This is a genomic window from Spirosoma aureum (genome assembly GCF_011604685.1).
Classification (GTDB): Bacteria; Bacteroidota; Bacteroidia; order Cytophagales; family Spirosomataceae; genus Spirosoma; species Spirosoma aureum.
The window spans coordinates 817,603-835,350 of the sequence record NZ_CP050063.1 but is presented as its reverse complement, the minus strand read 5'-3'; the positions used below and the strand labels follow the sequence as shown (position 1 = coordinate 835,350).

Below are 17,748 nucleotides of genomic sequence, written 5' to 3'. Positions count from 1 at the left end.
GCGATCATCTGAAACACATTTATAACTTTAATCAACTGCCTATAAATAAGGCCCTTTATAGCGTATCGGGTAGCACAGGTTTTGTGCTGTACCTTATTTTGTGCTTATCAGGCAAAGTAACCTGTTCAGCCCAAATTAAAACAGGAAGTACCCAAAACTGGCAGATTGATTTAAGCCAGCAGTACGACAGGCAACGTAAACAAACGCTTCAACTGATCCAGAAGCATAAATGGCCCGTCCGCAAAAACTATTCCAGTAGTAAACAACTTGTACTTCAGGATGTCGATCCATTGGGATCGCCAATTTATTATACCCTCCATAATACAGAAGCGGCTCGCGGAACCCGGACACAAGCCCTCTACAAAGGAGGCAGCCTGAAGCTTGAATTATCGGGCAGTAGTACTTCGCTTACGGGTAAGATAGGTCTTTGGGATGGCGGACGGGCTCTGGCAACACACCAGGAATTAGCTGGCTCGACAGCTGGCGGAACGGTCGTTCAGCAGATGGATAAAGCCGATAATCTGAGCGATCACACAACCCACCTTGCCGGAACAGTAGTCGCACGCGGCATCAATCCACTGGCACGAGGAATGGCTTACGGAGCGCGTTTGTCCATCTGGGATTATACCGACGATCTGAGCGAGATAACCGCAGCGGCTCCTGATTTATTACTGTCTAATCACGCCTACGGTCCAGTGGTAGGCTGGGTTTATAATCCATCCCGGTCCGGTACTGACCCGAATCTAAAATGGGAATGGTGGGGCAATTCCACCATGAGCAATACAGAAGATTATCTGTTTGGTTTTTACACGGCTAAAGCCCGCGACCTCGACCGAATTGCCTACAACAGCCCATTTTACCTGATGGTCCGATCAGCGGATAACAAACGGGCCGAAACCGGACCACCATCGGGAACGGCCTATTTCCTGAAAAATACCAACGACAAAAGCAGCCTGCCCCGAAGTCGCAACGACACCTACGACGTAATTCCAGCCGAAGCAACAGCCAAAAACGTATTGACGGTTGGAGCGGCCGACGTTACCTTCAATATCCAAAATCAGCCCATTTCCATCGGTTCTACATCATTCAGCGGCTGGGGCCCAACTGACGACGGGCGTATAAAACCTGATCTTCTGGGAATAGGAACAGACATCTTTTCAACCTTGGCGTCTAATCCGTCAGCCTATGGCATATACACCGGAACCTCAATGGCGTCGGCCAATGTGACTGGCTCACTGGCTTTATTACAGGAACTCTATGCCCAGCAGAAGGCCCGAGCGGCCGGAGGAGCATCAAATGGCCAGTTTATGCGGTCGGCAACTCTACGGGGTCTGGTTCTCCATACAGCCGATCGCAACACACCAGCCGCCGGGCCCGATTACCGCCAGGGATGGGGTTTGCTCAATACCGAAGCCGCTGCCCGTGTCATCCTGAATACCGATCAGGCGCATTATATGCTGGAGAAAACGCTGGAATCAGGAGGTACATTTACGCAACGAATCGTCGCTCAGGGCGCTGAGCCTTTGATTGTAACCTTATGCTGGACAGACCCGGAGGGAATAGCAACTACGTTTGCCCCTGCTTCCGTAAATAGTCTGACACCTAAACTCGTTAATGACCTTGACGTACGATTAAACGACGGTCGTACAACCACGTTACCATTTGTTCTGGACCCTGAGAATCCGTCCCGCCCAGCTGCCTCCGGCGATAATATCCGTGATAATATCGAGCAGATCTATATTCCAAACCCTTCTCCAGGGCAGGCTTACTCACTTTCGGTTTCACACAAAGGTAATATGACCTATGCCGGGCAACCGTTTTCGATCATTATCAGCGGGCTACGCCGGTCTCCATGCTCATTCGCTGTAACGATTTCGCCCAGGGTCGATACCACGCTTTGTGCTGGAGAAAGTGTACTGCTCCGTTCAGATGCCCGGTCGGGCTTCACTTATCAATGGCTGCTTAACAATATAGCCATCGACAATGCGGTAAGTACGACCTATCGGGCTTCACAGACAGGCTCCTACGCATTTCGTGTAACCGACGCGAGTGGGTGTTTTGCAACATCTCCTCCGGTAAATATTCAGATGAAGTCGCCCAAAGCTATACTCAATCCGGCTACTGATCAATGGCTTTGTTCGAATGGGCAACCGCTTCAGCTTACAGCAATGGATATAGCAGACTCACAGATTGAGTGGCTTCGCAATGGAACGATACTGCCAAATGCCCAATCAGCCACGCTGAACATAACTGAACCTGGCCGCTATCAGGTCAGGATCAGCCAACAGGGATGTAAAGCGCTTTCGGATACTGTAGTCGTGCGTCAAAGCACGGTCAACGCCATCGCCCTGAAACCCGACGAACCAGACCTAATTCTGCTTAAAGGGGCTAGTGTGATTTTATATGCTCCTACCGAAACGGATTACCGATACCAATGGTATCGCGATAATACGATGCTTACCAACGCCGATGATGACCGCCTGTCGGTTAGCGAACAAGGCGTCTATAAAGTGCGTATTACCCAGCAAACTTGTGTGGGCTGGTCAGCCGAACGTACTGTACACCTTCCGGTTTTAACAAGTGTTTCTCCCCGGTCAGATTCTTCCTTTATGGCTTATCCTAACCCGGTTGAGCAAATCCTTGATGTTCAGTATGCGTATCCCAATGCCAGTGATGTACAGGTAAGCGTGTTCGACATGCAGGGACGAATTCGCCAATCACCGATCAGGCTGAAAGCTATAAATCAACTATTTCAGGGTACGTTGAACCTGAGCACTTTATCGGCAGGAATCTATTACCTGCGACTTAGCGATGGCGACCGAACACGTCTATGGCGGTTCCTGAAAAAATAAATAGGTAACTGTTTTAGGACTTTCGCTTAGAGCCGTGCCACGGTACTAATGCTGCTCCCGATAACCGTGGCACGGCTCTGAGCGAAAGTCCCATGTTTGTTGAAGAGACTCAGCCTCTACTTTTTTAGGCTTTTTATCAACGTCGTGAAGGTGTCTGGCGTAGAGCCTTCTGCGTCATAGATTTCGGCGCGACGGTGAATAAACTCCTGAAAAATAAGGTGCTGGGGCCCTTCTACGGCAGGCTCAGCTCCATTTTCCAGCAAGAGTATGCATGAATCCCACAGATCCATTCGCGCAGCAGCCAGTAAAGCCGAATGCCCGGCCAGCCAACTGGATGCCTTGGCCGGATAGATCACATTCGGATCGGCGCCGTGTTTCAGAAGTGATTTCAGCTTCTCCAATCGGTCGATGGGACAATCCATAATAGCAAATAAAATTGCTGCGTTTTCTCGTTTTGGATGCTTTGCATTCGGGTTAGCCCCCTTTTGCAGAAACCATTCCAGAAAACCAATTGAGCATTCGCGAATGACCAGGGCATGCGTGGGTACGTGGAGCGTATCGGCCGTTTCAATGGTGGCGCCTTTGTTCATCAGGAGTTCTAAATAAGGCAATAGTTCTTCTGGATTTCCCGCCAGGACGCCCTGAACCGTTGCAAAATCAAGCAGTGTGACATGGTCTTCACCACTCTCATTCAACTTAGGTACAGGCTGCTCTAACAAAGCCTGCAACCTGCTTTTATCCCGTTCATAAATGGCCTGTGCTATTTGCTGCCGTTCGGTATCGTGAAAATAAAAAGACCCATCGATGCGACCCATCTGGTCTTTCTGGCTTTTCTGACTGGTTATCAATTGACTGATTAACGTACCAACACCACCAAACGCAGGCAGGATCAGAAGAATCAGAACAGCTATTCGGCTAAAGTAGAAGGGCAGGAAATTGATCAGTAAAACCACTCCAAGCAGAATAAATCCAAAGAAAAGGTAGGCCGTTGCTATACCTCGTCCGGCTGCATCGGTCCCGGATTGTTTGAGAGTTAATACGGAAATGGTAAGCACCAATCCGTAAATGACCAATAACGACCAGTTGATGAGGGTAATCGTTTTTAGTGACATTGGCTTATGATAGTATACGCACGAAACGCTTCGTTGAAGTAGCGAAACAAAGGTGCGATGGACATAGCTAGCAACCGAGTGGTAATCAGCAACAGGAGGATTCGGGTAAACAAGTCGCGCTATTGAGTAATAACGCGTTAGTGCTATTTTTATAAATTTCTGGCTACCAACTGACTAGCTTAGTAGCATTGCCAGGAGAAAGCCCATTTATCCTGCCCACCATCGGTAACAGATCGGCCAAAATAACCAACTCCGTTATCACCCCATTGCCAGCGGGCTTTTTCGACACTATCTATCTGAAAGGCAAATGTTGGATCACTGGCATAGTCAGGCCAGCTTACTTCGCCCTGAATGAGCGTAGGCCATCCGCCAAATTTGACGCCTTCAGCGTTGAGAAAACGCTCTTCGTAGTCATCGTCGAGCTTAGCCGGGATATCAATAGGGCAATCGTCCCGATGCGGAAAATCCTGCTCGATAATCCGGGGAATCATTTGCATTGGTTTCATAGACGACCCAGTTCTGACTGGCGGCAGTAGTTCCAGTTCATCCATTGTTTTATACGCACGCAGGCACCAACTCGTGCCGTTTGCATCGTCCTGGCCGGGTATTTCATCGGCGTCGATAAAAACACTAATCAGGGCCAGATCGCTTAAGAGGTCAGGTTTGAACGGAAATTCGTCCAGATTGATCTGGCACAGCGGTATCATTGGTTTGCCATTGACATAAGGCCAGTCTTCATTCCTTCGCGCCAACAGGACTTTCCCGATCCAGGATGCTTTCGGATCATCGTTAGGGCGAAATCCGCCAACCTGCATACCGATAGCCTTTCGGGCTACTGCTTCAACAAACTGCTTTTTAGTCATTGAGAAAGGAGCATATCAGGGCATAAGTGCCCGAATCTGAGCATCAATTTCGGTGGCTTTGGCTTTAGCTTCGGGAAGCGGCAGACCCGTTTTCATGCCAGGCCGTTGGTGGCCCGATGCCGTCAGCCAGGCGTCTTTCATCACATTCTGGCGCTCTGCAATGAGTTTAAGTAATTGAGTCGAATTTGGAATTTGAGCCATCGCTGATTTCATGTCGGGTGCATTGGCAACGGCATTTTCGCCCAGCCCTAACAGAACATTTTTCGCCATAATCCAATGCCCAACCTCTCCTGGATGAACGCCGTCTTCGGCTAAAGCAAACCCAGCAATAGAAAAAGCTGAATCAACTTTGCGATGAGCTTCCAGAAATTGTTTCATGGGGTAATGAATATCGATCACATCCCATTTCTGGGCCGTTTTTTGGTCCATCAGCCAGTCTGAGTATCGATCAAGTACGGCAGCGTAACCGGTCCCCCCCCTTTCAGATCATCATAAATGGGTGGTGTGAGGTGAATAATTCTGGCTCCGGCTTTAACTACTTCGTTATGCAGCCAATTGATCCCCTCCCTGAATTTCTGGAACCGGCTTTGGTCAAAAGGCAGATAAATTCCATCATTCATGCCATAACAGGCGAATACTAAATCTGGCTTTGTTAACGCCAGCACTCGTGCCAATCGTTCGTGCAAATCAGGACGGGGAAATTTTCCGTCAGCATGACCATCTTCCGAGAGTCCGGAAACGGTTTCACTGGGGAGCCCAACATTGATGAACTCCAGCCCTTGCTTTGGGTAATGCGTGCTGATATAGGCATCTATGTCTGTGACATAAGCCCCGGCATACGTAATGCTATTTCCCAGAAAGACAACCCGGTGAACACTGGCTGGAAATGGCGATTGTGCGTAACACAAACTACCGGCCAGGCTTACCAGAAAAACAAGTGATACCGCAACGATCAATCGCCGTATAGTCGTCATTATAGTCCATGATTTATCCTATAAGCTGTTTGAGTGTCGCTTATACCATTGTCACCATCGCTTTAATGACCCCATTTGCCGGATTCAGCCAGTGCTCAAACTCGGCTTGTACCTGCTCAAATCCAACCCGGTGCGTGATATAAGTTTTGGGATCGACCAGACCTTTTTTCATACTGGAAATAACGTGCTCAAAATCAGCACGAGTGGCATTGCGGCTACTCATCAATGTAGCTTCCCGCTTATGGAATTCGGGGTGCGAAAAGCTGACATCCCCCTTTTGTAAGCCTACTAGTATATACCGCCCACTGTGGGCCAGATAGGAAAATGACGTGTTTATGGCCCGCAGACTTCCCGTTGCATCAATCACAACGGTTGGCATGTCGCCATTGGTCAGGTCTGCTAACTGGCCGGCTACATCTGGCGATTGAGCATTTACGGTATGCGCAACCCCTAGTCGGGTTCGGCAAAAGCTCAATCGCGACTCGTTGATGTCCAGCGCAATGACCGTAGCGCCCGCAATGCGGGCAAACTCCATCGTTCCCAGGCCAATAGGTCCTGCGCCAACAACCAGCACCACCTCGCCCGGTTGCACCTCAGCCCGACGGACGCCATGAGCGCCAATGGCCAGTGGCTCAACTAAAGCCAGTTCGTCGTGCGTCAGTCCCTCACCATGTACCAGCGAATAGGCCGGTACCGAAAGATATTCGACCATACCTCCATCGATGTGAACGCCAGAGACCTGAAGGCGGGCACAGCAATTGGGTTTACCTGACCGACAGGCAATGCAATACCCACAGTTAAAATAAGGAATAAACGTAACCGCTTCACCAGCCGCGAACTCAGGGGCGCCGTCGGCTTCGACAAGGTCACCTGCTAATTCATGCCCCAGAATCCGGGGGTAATTGAAAAATGGTTGTGTTCCTTCAAAAGCGTGCAGATCTGTACCACAGATACCAATTCGACGGATCTTGATAATGGCGTTTCCAGGCGTCAGGGCGGGCTTTGTCGCCTGTTGATAGGCAAATTGCCGGGGGGAAGTACAGACAAGGGTTTCCATAAACGTATTCGTTTGCTGCGTCAATGTTAAGTGTCACATGGGCGAGCCTGGGCAAAAGTCCAGGCTCGCCCGTAAGGTCAGGAGTTGGCTAACGCCCGATCTAAATGGACATAGCCACCATCCACATAAATGAGTTGCCCGGTAGTATGGCTCGACCGGTTCGACAGCAGAAACGCGGTCGTATTGGCTATTTCTTCCGCCGTTGTCATCCGGTTTTCCAGAGGAATGTGAGCTACAATAGATGCCAGTTTTTCAGCCGGATTGGGCAGGGTCTGAATCCAGCGCTCATATAAGGGAGTCCAGCATTCAGCCACAACAATGGCATTTACCCGAATACCGTATTTAAGCAATTCCACGGCCCATTCGCGGGTAAGCGCATTTCGCCCGCCATTAGAAGCTGCGTAGGCCGATGTATTCCCCTGTCCTGTATCGGCCGTTTTCGAGGTGATGTTAACAATAGAACCTTTACTCGCTTTCAGGGCGGGTAACGCATAATGAGCCATCAGGTAATAATGCACCAGATTTTTATGCAGCGATGCCATAAACCGATCATAATCACCACTCTCCAGGCCTACCCCATCATTTACTCCTGCATTATTAACTAATCCGTCGATACGGCCAAATCGGTTCAGCACCTCTTTGATGGCTTTTTCTGAATCTTCGGGTTGCGTTAGTTCAGCAACAACCTGAAACGCCTGCTGGCCTGCGGCTTCAATTGCGGCCACTACCCGCTGGTTATCGTCTTCATTGCGGCCCACCACTACAGGTATCGCTCCTTCCTGGGCCAATACGTTCACAATACCTTCGCCGATGCCTTTCGCACCACCCGTCACAATAATTACTTTATCCTGCAATTGTAAATCCATACGTTGTCAAGCATTAGCATTTAATGAGAAGCTGCCAGTGTTACGTTTCTGACAGCACTATTTTTGATGGCAAAATAAACGACGACCAAAAAGCACAACGCCGGAACGATGTAAGCCGTCTGTATCGTCGTCATATCCGAAACACGGCCCATAATGACGGGAAACACCGCTCCGCCCACAATGGCCATAATGACGAGCGATGAACCAATTTTTGTTTTGGCGCCCAGCCCCCGGATGCTCAGGGCGAAAATAGTGGGGAACATGATCGACATAAAAAACTCGACGCCGATCAGGGCATAGACCGGAATCATTCCGTTCGTAAGAACAGCAACAAGCAACAAATTGACATTGATGATACCATAGATTGCCAACAGCCGTGGGGGCGATACGTAACGCATAAGATACGTACCGAAAAAGCGGCCAACCATGAAAGCCAGGAGCGAAACAGACAGATAAAGCGCAGCGGTTTTTTCTTCAATACCAGCCACACGATCCGAGAAACGAATGAAAAAACTACTGATACACACCTGAGCGCCGACGTAGAAAAATTGAGCAATAACGCCGAGTACCAGATTTTTCTCGCCCAAAATTGACCCCTCCACCTGTTCCGCTGGCCCTTCATCATCTGCAATATCAGGAAGTGGCGTTCGCCATAGCACGATGGCAACAAGCAACACGACAATCCCAATCACCAGAAACGGAACCTCGACCGAAGCCGCTTCTTTAGCCAGATAGGCGTTCAGTGCTTCCGACGACATTGCCTGTTGCTGCTGCTCCGATAAGTTTTTACCCGACAAAATAAACGTTCCCCCCATGAGCGGGGCCAGAAAAGCGGCCAGGCCATTAAACGACTGCGCAAAATTCAGCCGCTGGGTTGCCGTTTCCGGATCGCCCAAAACCGTAATGTATGGATTGGCGGCCGTTTCCAGCAGTGTTAAGCCACTGGCAATGATAAACAGGGCTACCAGAAAGAAACTGAACATACGCAGTTCAGCAGCCGGATAAAACAGAAACGTACCGAACGCGAAAAGAATAAGCCCCAGTGTAATACCCGCTTTATAGCCAAAACGCTTCATGAGCAGGCCCGCAGGCAGAGCGATCAGAAAATAAGCAATGTAAGACGCCGAATCAATCAGGGCTGATTGTAAATCACTTAATTGGCAGGCTTTTTTGAGGTGTGGAATCAGAATCGGGTTTAGATTAAGGGCAAACCCCCAGAGAAAAAACAGCGTGGTGATCAGAATGACAGCCAGCCGGGTTTTACGATCAGACATACAGGTTAGGATTTACGGGTAGGTAGTTTACGGGCAACCAATCAGCCCAATTGAATAATACAAAGGAAAACTATTTATGAATTGAGCTAGAGCGGTAGATTATCCAATGAGTAAGAGATATTAACGTTAGTAGATAAAAACTGGCTAACTTGAGGTATATTTTTTGACAATGAAGCCCCACTTACTCAAAGTCCCTACCGAGCCTTCTCACTCGTTTAGCATTCGCCAGGACAAGATTCCCAACATTAATAACCGTTGGCACCATCATGCCGAAGTCGAGTTAGTTCACTTTCATCGAGGTGCCGGTACTCAGTTTGTGGGCGATCATGTCAAGCGATTTGGACCGGGAGACATCGTACTGGTCGGTGCGAACCTTCCTCATTACTGGCGTTATGACGATACCTATTTCACTACACAATCCGAAGAGGGGCCTTACGCAACAGTTATTCATTTTACCGAAGATTTCTGGGGCGATCGATTTCTAAACCTGCCCGAAAACAAACCACTTAGAACGCTTCTGGAAAAAGCACGTCGCGGCTTGCTTCTAACGGATGACTCAGGAAAAACGGTAGGGGCGTTGATGGAGGATTTACGGCAATCGGAAGGGCCTCACCGAATTATGGGGTTAATCAACTGCCTGCTTACCATTGCCCGCTCAGAAGACGTCCAGTTGCTATCTTCACTTGGCTTTCAGTACGACCGTTCAGACTCAGAAAACGAGCGGATCAATGCTATTTATGAGTATACGCTGAACCACTTCAGAGAAAAAATTTCGCTGGATGCCATTGCTGGTGTAGCTCGTCTCGTTCCTAATTCTTTTTGCCGCTATTTTAAATCAAGAGCGGGTAAGACGTACTCTCAATTTCTGATGGAAATCCGTATAGGGCACGCCTGTAAACTTCTCATTGATAAACAGGTAGACGTGAAGCAGATCTGCTACGAAAGCGGCTTCAATAATTCAAGCTGTTTTCACCAGCGCTTTAAGGCAGTAACGGGCAAAAGTCCACAAAGCTACCGGCTGGCTTATTCCGACAAACCGAATTGATGAGGCTTATTTGTTACTCAGGAAGGCGGGTTATTTAGTCGTAATCACTTTGTAAACTTCATTAGCGATCAGGCTTGCTCCTTCGGCAGTTGGGTGAATCCCATCAATGAACAGGGAGCTTTTACCAAGCATGAGTGTATATAAATCGATTGTTTCCAGATTATTTTCCTTGGCAATCGTGCGTATCAACGGTGCAATCTCATTTTTAACGACTGCCGAATCAACATCGAAGTTTTTGCTAAAAGCCGGGGGCGGTATACAGAGGTATATTTTAGGAGCGCTCGATAGTTTTTGAAATGACTTGATAAGATCTAGGTAGTCGTTTTTAAACTCGCTCTTATATTGCCAATTCTGCTTTTTTGAATCATTCGTGCCAAATTCAACGATGACGATAGTTGGTCTCCAATTCAGGGCATATTGATATTTCTGGGCACTCCAGTAAGGGATATCGCTCTTTTTGAGTACGGCGCACCCGCCGACTCCATAATTTAATACCTTATTGGGCGTCGAACTTTCCAGATTCTGGAGCTGAGTTGGGTACGTTTTATCAATGGGTAGCACATAGCCGTCGGTAATGCTGGTGCCAATACAGGCAATTTTTTCAGCTGGTGTCGTCGTGTCACTGGTACACCCAGACAAAAACAAGCCTATTGATCCTACCAGAAAACTTGAAAAAAATTTCTTCATAGCTGTCGGCTCCAGATTCGACTAGGCAGCCGTCGTTTAAATGGCTCTTCCCGAGAGCAAATTCAGTAGCAAAGATAAACCTGTAAATCAGGGATTAGAAAGTTAAATCCGTTGAGTACTCCTGCCCAGTCTATTTTTCACCTGGCAAACAGGGGAATGTGCTGGCTTAGAAATCTTTAACGTCTTTGAGTGGTTTAAATTCCTCTTTAGTAGACGTGCTGGCTTTTGACGGATCGGCTACACAAACCCGGCATAGGTACTGAACTTCTACAGACCATCCCTTATCGACGTTGCCAACAGAAAGAGTGATCTGGGTTCGTGGCGTTAGCCAGATAACGTTTCTGATATCACCCAGAAAAGATGCCTTGCCCGGTCCGTATTTTTCGGTCAAAAACGCTTCAAAATCAACCGATGCCGCAATAACATCTTCTTTGGTAATGGAGGCCGTCATGTAGTAGTAATAGGAGGCCGACAACAGTGAATCACCATTGAATTCGTATTCAAGCCCAACGGTCCGATCAGCCAGTGGTATGCGGGTATAGAGTATCTTGTCCCGTTTAATCGAAGGTTTTGCAGTCTCCGTTTCCCGAACTTGCTTTGGCGTAAAACCCCAGCGGATCTTGCGAAAATCAGCGTTTTGTTGCCCATAACTAACCATTGCTGAGCAACTAAGAACAATATAAACCAGGAAGGCTGCCCAATATAATTTCATAGTTATTTTGTCCATTTTGATGCTCTTTACGAGATTACTACCACTATCATCTATTTATCTTAAAGACTATTATCGGATATTGGCCAGGGTTTGCAAGATACACTGATAGCGATAAAGAAAGAGTTATTTTAATCGGGCACGCAGCAATATAGGTTCGTTTTTATCCGGTTGATGATTTACTGACAGGGTTATTCTATACTGGTAGATACACACTAAATACAGCCCCCTCCCCTGGCCGGCTACGGGCCGTGATAGCTCCACCATGATTCGCGATGACCTTTTCGCAGACGGCCAGGCCGATACCCGTTCCCGAAAACTGGCTTTTACCATGCAATCGCTGGAAGATCTGAAAAATGCGATCAAGATATTTCTCATCAAAGCCAATCCCATTGTCGGATACGCTGATACAATGATAGACAGTAGACGCACGGGTAGGCTTCACAGTGGCTGGTAAATCTCTGGCACCCACCTGACGGGTTTTTATATAAATCAACGGAGAAACTCCCGGTCTGTGAAACTTGAGTGCGTTGCTAATCAGGTTCTGAAACAACTGGCCCAGTTGTAATTTATCACCTTTAACCACTGGTAGCGTATCAATTTCAATAACTCCATTCGTTTCCTCAATTATCAGTTCTAAATCCGTTGAAACAGCATTGACTATGTCCATTAGAGAAACCAGTTCTGTTCTGTCGCGGTAGGTGGAGATACGGGAAAAGGCCAGTAAGTCTTTAATAAACAGAGACATTCGGTGAGCCGATGCCTGCATTCGCTCCAGGTATTCAACTCCATTACCTAATTGGTCTCCGTAGTTATTTTTGAGCAGGTCACCAAAGGACTGAACCTTGCGCAAAGGCTCCTGCAAGTCATGGGAGGCAATGTAGGCGAATTGCTGAAGGTTATCATTGGAGCGGGTAAAGAGCCGATTCGATTCAGCCAGCTCTTCATTGGCGAGCATAAGCTCTTCATTCATATTTGCCAGTTCTTCATTACTGGCAGCCAGTTCCTGAGTGCGTTGCTTTATCTGTTGTTCTAACTCAGCAGATAAAGCCCGGTAGCGTGTTTCGCTTTCTTCCACTTTTTGTCGGGCCTGTACCTGTCCGGTAACATCGGTAGCTACGACCAGTATACCGGAAACCCGGTCAGGGTCGTCCTGACCAACTTCGCGCTGAGGCTGATAGATCAGATTAACGTAAATAGTTTCCAGTTGATTATGGCGCAATACATCAACAGCCACTTCTTTAGCTATATACGGCTTATTCGTTGCAATAACCTGCCTGAGCAATTGATCAAATCCCTGTCCCGCTAGTTCAGGAAGCGCTACCAGCAACGGTTTCCCTACGATTTGATCAGGCCTCCGCCCAACCAGTTCACCGTAGAAAGGATTTGCCATCTGAAACGTCAACTCATTTTCACTAATAATGGCGATTGCAACCGGCGATTGCTCAAAGGAAGTGAGCACCTGCCTCTGAAGGGATTCTATTCGTTTTTGAGCGAGAACACGCTCAGTCACTTCAACTGCCATTTCTAAAATAGCATACACCTCGCCCTCCGCATTACGCAGCGGTTTAAAGGTAAAGTCAAAGTAATAAATACCAGCAATGCCATTAACGGGTAATTCCGCAGCCCTATTCTGAGCCTCATAGGTCTGGCCCGATGTATAGACGTCATCCAATATTTGCAGGAAGGGCTGCCCTGCCAGCTCAGGTACAGCTTCTCTCAACGATTTGCCTATTACGGTTTGGTCTTTCCCCCAGAAATTGATCATTAAGTCATTGGCAACCTCAATGATTAATTCACGACCAACAAACAGACAGGTAGCTACGGGCGCTTCCTCAATTAGTGTACGGAAACGTTCCTGATTCGCTTTGAGCTGCTGGCGGGCATCAACGCTTGCAGTAACATCCTGAGCAATTCCCGAAAAACGAACAATCCTGCCCTCGGTGTTCAAAAAGGTTTTTCCCTTGGCATGTATCCATCGCTGCTGCCCATCATCGGCCAGCGTTCGGAACGTAATATTATGCTGCCCATCGCCGTCGGGACTGAGCGATTTTTGATTGGCTAAAGCAACCCATTCCCGATCATCTGGATGCACCTGGGCCAATAAGGTGGCTGCTGACACAGAAGCGCCGGGAGCCAATCCGAATAATTGCTTACAGATTGGAGACCATTCAGCATAGCCCGTCTCCAGATTATAATCCCAGGTGCCTACTTCAGCAGCCTGCAAGGCAAAGGTCAATCGCTCGACCAATGCCGCATTCTCTTCGTTCAAAGGTGTATCAGAAGGTTGCATTGTCCACTGTTATCACATGCAAAATAACCACAAAATAGACAGCATGTTTGCTTATTCATCTGTTATAGATTGACTGGCCTACTCATACGCATTGTCCGTATAGTATTCATTGTCGGACTATAAATCTACGGCTACAAGTAGCTCTAACCAATTAAGCTGAAACGAATTACAGCCAATAGTCAAATCGATATTGATTAAATAGAATTGAGACTGGTGAAGTAAAGCCGTAGCCAGTCAGTCAAGGCCCCTGTTGACATTCGTCTCCTATCCGATCATCGTCCAATCAGCCAAAGCGTTATATTTGTAAGAAAATAACACTTTGGCAAACCGATCCTGACTGGATGAAAAACTTTACTTACTCCGCGTTAATTGGGCTTTTTCCCTTTATATCCCTTGTTTCCCAACCCGCTTTTTCTCAGCAGACAAACACCCTTGATTCTGGCCGGGTATTTAGTCTGGGCGAAGTGACCGTACAGGGTAGGCGTAGTGTTGACTCAGCCAATACCGCCATAAGCCGACGAATTGAAGCGTTTAACCGACTGGATGTGGGCCGGGCCCTGAATCTACTACCAGGAGTGACACTCTCCAGCGTAGGAGCGCGGAACGAGACAATGGTGTATGTGCGCGGGTTTGATTTACGACAGGTTCCCGTATTCATTGATGGCATTCCAGTCTACGTGCCCTATGATGGCTATGTAGACCTGGGTCGGTTTACAACCTTCGATCTGGCGGAAGTTAATGTGGCCAAGGGCTTTTCCTCTGTAACATATGGCCCCAACACGCTGGGCGGGGCAATTAATCTGGTATCTCGACGACCACAGCAGCGGCTGGAGTTCAACGGTCGGGCGGGTTTGCTCAGTGGCCAGGGGCATCGATTGAATCTCAATCTGGGTAGTAAGCTGGGGAAATTCTATGTACAGGCTTCGGCTTCGCAACTCAAACAGGAAACGTATCCACTTGCCAGCGACTTCACCCCCCAACCCCAGGAGAATGGCGGAGATCGGGAAAATGCTTACGCAATGATCGAAAATACAGCCTGAAAGTGGGATTCACGCCGAATGCCACCGATGAGTATACCATGAGCTATGTCAATCAGCACGGCACTAAGGGTACGCCCCCCTACGCAGGAAGTGACCCCAGGCAAACAGCCCGATTCTGGCAATGGCCGTATTGGGATAAAGAGAGCTGGTATTTTATTTCCCGCACGGCTCTAACGAGTAAGAGTTATCTAAAAGCGCGGCTTTTTTATGATCGCTTCAAAAACCTGCTGAGTGCTTTCGATGATAATACGTATTCAACCCAGAAAAAAGGGTCTTCCTTTAATAGCTATTACAATGATGATACGAAAGGAGGCTCACTTGAATACGGGAACCAACTAGCGGAACGCCATACCTTAAAAGCATCGGTTCACTATAAGCAGGATCGTCACCGGGAAAATAATGCAGGTGAACCTGTGCGTACATTTGAGGATCAGACCTTATCGATAGGTATTGAAGATGTGTATCGACTCACGAGTCGGTTATCGCTGGTGCCGGGTCTGAGTTACAATGCCAGGAAGAGTTTACGGGCGGAAAATTACGAAAGCACAACCAAACTCATTACGCCTTTCGCCGGCAATAACAGTACGGCCTTCAATGCGCAGGCCGGGTTATTTTTCAGTCCCTCCACCCAACGGCAAGTGAGCTTTACGGTAGCCCGTAAAACTCGTTTTGCCACCATCAAAGATCGGTATTCCTATCGCATGGGAGCCGCGATTCCGAACCCGGATTTAAAAGCGGAGTCAGCGCTCCATCTGGAAGCCGCCTATTCGGATCAGATAAGCCTGGCGCGCCCTGGCCGATCCCTGACTCTTCAGACCAGCCTGTTTTACAGTCGACTGACCGACGCCATTCAGCAGGTTAACAATGTACAACCGGGGGTCTATCAGTTTCAGAATACAGGACAAGCCGAATTCTATGGCGGTGACGTATCGGTGAAGGTTCCAATTAGTGCCGATGTTCAGGCGGGTGCGCAATATTCCTACATTCACCGGCAGAATTTAAGCAATCCCGACCTGAAATTTGTGGATGTGCCCGATCATAAAATTTTTGTGTATGCGCAGGCTCAATTCCTCCGCCGTGCGGCTCTAGTTGGTAGCGTTGATTATAATTCGGCCCGTTATAGCACCAGTTATGGGATACAGGCTGGTAGTTTTTTGGTGGCCAATGTAAAAGGATCGGTACGATTGCAACGCTATGTAAGTCTGGAAGGTGGCATCAACAATCTGTTTGATCGAAATTATGCGCTGGCCGAAGGGTTTCCCGAACCAGGTCGAAATTTCTTTGTGAATGTAGTGATTACTAATTTGTAATTAAGATTATCAACAAGTTCAACGCTTCTCCTTGTTGCACAAACGAAGCTAGTCCGTTCCACTTGCGAACCGGGTTCCTAGTGTATGGTTCGGGATATCAGCTTCCTGAACGACCAACAAACCAGCGGGCAGCAGCTTTTTGGAGTTCGCTGGTTTGTTGGTCGTTGTCAGAAGCCCAGGCTACAATCCCATCAGGGCGGATCAGCACTGCGCTTAAAGCTAATCGGTCTTTTGCATTACCTGAACTATACTTGATTCGGCCACCATATTCACTCGCCAACGCTTTAAGTGAAGGATTCCGGTCAAAATCAAGCAGTATTCCCTGTCCATCGTGCATTAAATCGCCAATTGTTGCACCGTCTTCGAACTCAAAATTGGGAACACTGTCGCCTACCAGCGGGTGGTCGCCACCGAGATTGTAGTGGGTGTTGACACCCCAGACCCGTCCGGCAAAATAGGTGGCCCCATCCGGTGTATTCATAAGGTCGCGGACAATTGCATTCAACGCGCGAGCATTTGGGTCTGGCTTCATGATTGCAACCTGGGCGCGCGACCAATCCAGAACCTGTGCACCAATCGGATGTCGTTCCGTATCATAACTGTCCAACAAGCCTTCCGGCGCTTTCTCTTGAAGGGTTGCTGCGAGCTTCCAGCCAAGGTTCATGGCATCACCCAACCCGAGGTTAAGCCCCTGTCCGCCCAACGGTGCGTGAATGTGGGCGGCATCGCCGGCTAAAAGTACCCGTCCGTTTCGGTAGGTTGTGGCCTGCCGCGCCCGGTCAGTCCAGGTAGTTACCGCATGTAAGGCGCTGATCGTAACATCGGTGTTCGAGACCCGGCGTAGTACCTCCTGAACGTGTTCAAGCGTGACTGGCCCTGAATTATGAAAGGATCCGCCATCAAAATCCTGTATCGCCAGGTAACCGGGCTGGGATTGAAGATACATGCCCGTTGGTGTCACATTTCGGCCTGGCTTAAGCTTCTCCGGGTCAGCGATGTCCACTTTAGCCGAGTAGCCGGTAAATTCTGGTTCCGTACCGGCGAATTCAAAACCGCCTGCCTTGCGAACCACACTACGGCTTCCATCGCAACCCACGAGCCATTTACCGTTAAAAGTCTGGTCGCCTGACTGAACGGTCACCCCGTCTGCGGTTTGATGAAAGTCCGTAACGGCAAGCCCCCGCTTGATTTGTACACCTAAGGATTCTGCTCGTCGGGACAGCACCGTTTCAAGTTCTTCTATTTCAGAAATCAAACTAGTATCGGTCGATCCTGGCAGGCGGTACTTCCACTGGGAGGTGTCAATATCGCCGTCATGAAATGGAATCCCGGCGAAGTGCCCTGCCTGGCGCCGTGGCCCTTGTACGGCATTTAAGTGGGGGTTTTTAAGGCGTTTATGTACTTCCAGTTCCTGTAGCAACCCACGGCGGTAAAGCGCTTCAATTGAAGGCGCTGAGAGTCCTCGAATCCCGAATGGCATTTGTTTTAAAAGCGAGTGTGGATTCTCTGCCTTTTCCAGTATCAGGACTGAACAGTTAGCCAGGGCCAGTTCACAGGCGAGAAATAGACCTACAGGCCCTGCGCCGGAAATGATTACATCGTAAATAGACTGATTTTGTGTAGCTTTCATAGTCAATGATTGAAACACAAAATTCTGAAATGCTCC

The 17,748-nt window shown here is 48.5% G+C and carries 15 protein-coding genes; 4 read left to right on the top strand and 11 right to left on the bottom strand.

What is annotated here, in order from left to right; genetic code table 11:
• Window positions 1-83: 83 nt before the first annotated feature.
• Complete coding sequence (locus G8759_RS03385) at window positions 84-2,852, top strand: S8 family peptidase (RefSeq protein ID WP_232074119.1); 2,769 nt, start codon at window positions 84-86, stop codon at window positions 2,850-2,852.
• 116 nt (window positions 2,853-2,968) lie between these two features.
• Here G8759_RS03385 and G8759_RS03380 read toward each other — a convergent pair whose 3' ends face one another.
• From G8759_RS03380 to fucP, 7 genes are all read right to left on the bottom strand, one after another.
• The gene (locus tag G8759_RS03380; RefSeq protein WP_167205205.1) at window positions 2,969-3,964 is read right to left on the bottom strand and encodes an ankyrin repeat domain-containing protein; all 996 of its coding nucleotides are present in this window, start codon (window positions 3,962-3,964) and stop codon (window positions 2,969-2,971) included.
• A 179-nt stretch (window positions 3,965-4,143) separates the two neighbouring features.
• Entirely contained in the window at window positions 4,144-4,827 is a 684-nt protein-coding gene (locus G8759_RS03375; RefSeq protein ID WP_167205203.1) for a DUF1963 domain-containing protein, read from the bottom strand.
• A 15-nt stretch (window positions 4,828-4,842) separates the two neighbouring features.
• Window positions 4,843-5,256, bottom strand: a complete 414-nt coding sequence (locus G8759_RS35780; protein ID WP_232074118.1) for an SGNH/GDSL hydrolase family protein — start codon at window positions 5,254-5,256, stop codon at window positions 4,843-4,845.
• Window positions 5,256-5,801 carry an SGNH/GDSL hydrolase family protein gene (locus G8759_RS35775; RefSeq protein WP_232074117.1) on the bottom strand — a complete coding sequence of 182 codons (546 nt, stop codon included), beginning with the start codon at window positions 5,799-5,801 and terminating at the stop codon, window positions 5,256-5,258. The genes G8759_RS35780 and G8759_RS35775 overlap by 1 nt, the downstream gene beginning before the upstream one ends.
• A gap of 40 nt (window positions 5,802-5,841) precedes the next feature.
• Entirely contained in the window at window positions 5,842-6,858 is a 1,017-nt protein-coding gene (locus G8759_RS03365; RefSeq protein ID WP_167205201.1) for a zinc-binding alcohol dehydrogenase family protein, read from the bottom strand.
• Between the two features lie 77 nt (window positions 6,859-6,935).
• On the bottom strand, window positions 6,936-7,724 hold the full coding sequence (locus G8759_RS03360) for an L-fucose dehydrogenase (RefSeq protein WP_167205199.1): 789 nt from the start codon (window positions 7,722-7,724) through the stop codon (window positions 6,936-6,938).
• Window positions 7,725-7,744: 20 nt separating this feature from the next.
• A complete protein-coding gene (fucP, locus tag G8759_RS03355) occupies window positions 7,745-8,998 on the bottom strand; it encodes an L-fucose:H+ symporter permease (RefSeq protein ID WP_167205197.1) in 1,254 nt (417 codons plus the stop codon).
• Between the two features lie 169 nt (window positions 8,999-9,167).
• On the opposite strand from fucP, the gene G8759_RS03350 reads away from it, so the two are divergent.
• Window positions 9,168-10,043 (top strand): AraC family transcriptional regulator, encoded by an 876-nt coding sequence (locus G8759_RS03350; protein ID WP_167205195.1) that lies wholly within the window; start codon window positions 9,168-9,170, stop codon window positions 10,041-10,043.
• A gap of 30 nt (window positions 10,044-10,073) precedes the next feature.
• On the opposite strand, the gene G8759_RS03345 is transcribed toward G8759_RS03350, so the two are convergent.
• The 3 genes from G8759_RS03345 to G8759_RS03335 all read right to left on the bottom strand — a co-directional run bounded on the left by G8759_RS03345 (window position 10,074) and on the right by G8759_RS03335 (window position 13,732).
• Complete coding sequence (locus G8759_RS03345; RefSeq protein WP_167205193.1) at window positions 10,074-10,730, bottom strand: GDSL-type esterase/lipase family protein; 657 nt, start codon at window positions 10,728-10,730, stop codon at window positions 10,074-10,076.
• A gap of 166 nt (window positions 10,731-10,896) precedes the next feature.
• A complete protein-coding gene (locus G8759_RS03340) occupies window positions 10,897-11,442 on the bottom strand; it encodes a hypothetical protein (protein ID WP_167205191.1) in 546 nt (181 codons plus the stop codon).
• A gap of 193 nt (window positions 11,443-11,635) precedes the next feature.
• A complete protein-coding gene (locus tag G8759_RS03335; RefSeq protein ID WP_167205189.1) occupies window positions 11,636-13,732 on the bottom strand; it encodes a PAS domain-containing sensor histidine kinase in 2,097 nt (698 codons plus the stop codon).
• A gap of 341 nt (window positions 13,733-14,073) precedes the next feature.
• On the opposite strand from G8759_RS03335, the gene G8759_RS35770 reads away from it, so the two are divergent.
• Window positions 14,074-14,772 (top strand): TonB-dependent receptor plug domain-containing protein, encoded by a 699-nt coding sequence (locus tag G8759_RS35770; protein WP_232074116.1) that lies wholly within the window; start codon window positions 14,074-14,076, stop codon window positions 14,770-14,772.
• A gap of 2 nt (window positions 14,773-14,774) precedes the next feature.
• Window positions 14,775-16,082: a TonB-dependent receptor plug domain-containing protein gene (locus tag G8759_RS03330; protein ID WP_232074115.1), complete on the top strand. Its 1,308-nt coding sequence runs from the start codon at window positions 14,775-14,777 to the stop codon at window positions 16,080-16,082.
• Window positions 16,083-16,179: 97 nt separating this feature from the next.
• On the opposite strand, the gene G8759_RS03325 is transcribed toward G8759_RS03330, so the two are convergent.
• Window positions 16,180-17,712, bottom strand: a complete 1,533-nt coding sequence (locus G8759_RS03325) for an FAD-dependent monooxygenase (protein WP_167205187.1) — start codon at window positions 17,710-17,712, stop codon at window positions 16,180-16,182.
• Window positions 17,713-17,748: the final 36 nt, after the last annotated feature.

Excerpts from the sequence above, each read along its gene's own strand:
- G8759_RS03365 (WP_167205201.1), bottom strand. The coding sequence starts at position 6,858 with ATGGAAACCCTTGTCTGTACTTCCCCCCGGCAATTTGCCTATCAACAG.
- G8759_RS03350 (WP_167205195.1), top strand. The coding sequence starts at position 9,168 with ATGAAGCCCCACTTACTCAAAGTCCCTACCGAGCCTTCTCACTCGTTT.
- G8759_RS03345 (WP_167205193.1), bottom strand. The coding sequence starts at position 10,730 with ATGAAGAAATTTTTTTCAAGTTTTCTGGTAGGATCAATAGGCTTGTTT.
- G8759_RS03360 (WP_167205199.1), bottom strand. The coding sequence starts at position 7,724 with ATGGATTTACAATTGCAGGATAAAGTAATTATTGTGACGGGTGGTGCG.
- G8759_RS03375 (WP_167205203.1), bottom strand. The coding sequence starts at position 4,827 with ATGACTAAAAAGCAGTTTGTTGAAGCAGTAGCCCGAAAGGCTATCGGT.
- G8759_RS03340 (WP_167205191.1), bottom strand. The coding sequence starts at position 11,442 with ATGAAATTATATTGGGCAGCCTTCCTGGTTTATATTGTTCTTAGTTGC.
- G8759_RS35770 (WP_232074116.1), top strand. The coding sequence starts at position 14,074 with ATGAAAAACTTTACTTACTCCGCGTTAATTGGGCTTTTTCCCTTTATA.
- fucP (WP_167205197.1), bottom strand. The coding sequence starts at position 8,998 with ATGTCTGATCGTAAAACCCGGCTGGCTGTCATTCTGATCACCACGCTG.
- G8759_RS03325 (WP_167205187.1), bottom strand. The coding sequence starts at position 17,712 with ATGAAAGCTACACAAAATCAGTCTATTTACGATGTAATCATTTCCGGC.
- G8759_RS03335 (WP_167205189.1), bottom strand. The coding sequence starts at position 13,732 with ATGCAACCTTCTGATACACCTTTGAACGAAGAGAATGCGGCATTGGTC.
- G8759_RS03380 (WP_167205205.1), bottom strand. The coding sequence starts at position 3,964 with ATGTCACTAAAAACGATTACCCTCATCAACTGGTCGTTATTGGTCATT.
- G8759_RS35775 (WP_232074117.1), bottom strand. The coding sequence starts at position 5,801 with ATGACGACTATACGGCGATTGATCGTTGCGGTATCACTTGTTTTTCTG.
- G8759_RS35780 (WP_232074118.1), bottom strand. The coding sequence starts at position 5,256 with ATGGACCAAAAAACGGCCCAGAAATGGGATGTGATCGATATTCATTAC.